We start from the raw sequence: 1,230 nt of genomic DNA on the forward strand, positions 1-1,230 counted from the left end.
ACGTGGCGATATCCTGAGGGGTGAGCCCACTTACCGCCGATGCTGTCAATGCCGCAACCTGCGCGGTGCTCAGTTCTGCAACCTGCTGACTGGATAGCGCCGCAATCTGGCTGCTGCTGAGACCAGCTATTGCGGCCGCCTTCAAAGCGCCCACCTGATTGGTCGTCAGGAACGGCAGTTGGCCCGTCGTCAGCATTGCGACCTGATTTGCCGCCAGCGCCGCAACCTGGTCGGAACCGAGAGCGTTGAGTTGAGCTGACGCCAAGACCTGTATCTGACTAGTGTTCAGCGCCGCGATCTGACCAGTCGTCAATGCTGCAAGTTGGCCGGTCGAAATGCCGCTGATAATAGAACTAGATAAACCGCCAATCGCGTTCTTACCGATCGACGCGATTTGCGATGAGCTCAGTATTGCAACATCACTGGATGACAGACCGGCAATCGAAGTCGATGTCAGGGCCGCTATCTGTCCGGTGCCGAAGGCTGCAATTTGGCCTGTCGAGAGCGCAGCGATCTGGTTGGATGTCAGCGCTGTAATCAGGCCCGATTTTAACGCCCCCATCTGATCGGTGGTTAGTAGCGGGAGCTGAACCGCGGTCAGACCGCCGGCTTGGCTCGCACTCAAGCCGGACAGCTGGCGCGAACTCAGGGCTTCGACCTGGCCACTCGTCAGTGCTGCGATTTGCTTCTGTGTCAAGGCGCCAATCTGGTTTGTCGCCAGTGCCGCAAGCTGGTTTGTCGAAAGTGACGCTATGCTGACGGTCGACAATCCTGCCAAAGCCCTTGTGCCGATCACGGCGATTTCCGCGGTCGTCAGTGTTGAAAGATCCTCGGTCGACATCGCACCGAGTGCAGCTGCCGTCAGTGCAGCGACCTGCGTAAGATTTAGCGCGGCAGCTTGGCTGCTGGAAAATGCGACGATTTGGCCTGTGCTAAGTGCGCTTATAGCGCCAGTCGAGAGCGCGGTGATCTGGCTGCTTGAAAGGGCGGAAATTCCGTCGGTGGTCAGGCCTGTGATCTGCTGCGATCCAAAGGCGCTCATCTGGTTGGAACTTAGAACGCTCATTTGACCAGATGTCAGTACCGCGATTTGGCGACCGCTCAATGCTGCAATCTGGTTTGTTTGCAGCGCGATGATCTGGTCGGTGGAAAGAGCTGCAATGCCTGATGAGGATAGGCCGGCTATAGCAGCGCTGCTGATTGCCGCGATCTGGTCTGTGGAAATGGCCG

At 57.7% G+C, this 1,230-nt stretch carries 1 pseudogene; it reads right to left on the bottom strand.

What is annotated here, in order from left to right:
- Nucleotides 1-1,230, bottom strand: a pseudogene (locus tag VQ830_RS28645) (beta strand repeat-containing protein); the annotation flags it as partial.

This window comes from Oryzifoliimicrobium ureilyticum (genome assembly GCF_037199735.1).
Classification (GTDB): Bacteria; Pseudomonadota; Alphaproteobacteria; order Rhizobiales; family Rhizobiaceae; genus Rhizobium; species Rhizobium ureilyticus.